Origin of the sequence: Acidovorax sp. HMWF018, from assembly GCF_003061035.1 — a bacterium.
Taxonomy (GTDB): Bacteria; Pseudomonadota; Gammaproteobacteria; order Burkholderiales; family Burkholderiaceae_C; genus Acidovorax; species Acidovorax delafieldii.
This window is the reverse complement of sequence record NZ_QAIM01000544.1, coordinates 1-1,070: the sequence shown is the minus strand read 5'-3', so window position 1 is coordinate 1,070 and position 1,070 is coordinate 1. Positions and strand designations below refer to the sequence as shown.

The 1,070-nt window shown below is 64.9% G+C and carries 1 pseudogene; it reads right to left on the bottom strand.

The window, feature by feature from the left end:
• Positions 1–1,070: pseudogene (locus DBR23_RS23220) on the bottom strand (WD40 repeat domain-containing protein); the annotation flags it as partial.

Sequence of the window (1,070 nt, the reverse complement as noted above, 5' to 3'; positions counted from 1 at the left end):
ACCTCATCCCGCCAGAATATCCACCGCCGCGTCTCCACATACAGTGACGTGCTGATGGAGTAAGGGTCCATGCCCGCCTCGCTGCGCTGCAGCCGCACCAGGTAGCCGCCATAGCTGGCCGCCCACAGGGTTTCTCCATCGGGGGATGCATCGATAGCGCTGATCGTGCTGCCGATGTGGTGGCGCCACAGGGCTTGTCCCTCGTCGCTGATGGCATGCAGGTAGCCATCCGCATCGCCCAGGATCACCAGGCCCGGCAAGGTGACAGAGGCGTACACGCGGCAGCGTTCGTCCAGTGGTGGGGTGTCCTCATCGGTCGCTTTTTGCGGTGCCGCCCCGATGGGGATCGAGCAGGTACTGCCCCAATACAGATGGCATGAGTTGGCAAACAGGCGTGTGCCGTCGTGCGAGAACACCGCGTGGTGGGGGTAAGACGATAGGGGCTCGTGTTCGGCCACCACAGCGCCGTGCGCGTCCAGCAGGATGTGGGAGTTGTCCTGGTCGCCTACTGCGATGTGACGCTCATCAGGCGACAGGGCCATGTGCAGCATGTCCAGCGCCAGCACGGTGACGGTCTCACCATCGACCTTTTCATCCATCTGGTTCTTGGGCCAGGTGTAGGGGCCATCTTCTTCAAACGTCTGCGGGTGCAGGCGTTGCACTGGGCTGTCGTCACCTCGGTTTGCGGGGTGCAGAAGATACACCCCTGTGGGGTTGCGCAGCAGCACGCGAAGGCCGTCGTTGAAGGGAATGATTTCATCGCAGCGCTGCCCGAGCGGGCCTGCCGACGCCTGCACCTGCGGGGGCAGGCCTTCGTTGCCGCGCGGCAGGGCAAATTGCGCAATCACGGGGCCATTCCATCCGTGGTGGGTGGTGATGTGCAGGCCGTCGCATTGGGCAAAGCACCGGCGATCGGGCGAGCGGCCCAGGCCCTGGATGGCGGGCAGGGGCGTGTGCTCTATGCCATGCAGCAACACCCAGCGGGCGTCGTCGTCATGGGCCGCGCCGATGCGGGCGACCACACGGTCATCGTCCAGCACAAACACGGGGCCGACGAATTGGCCGGCCTG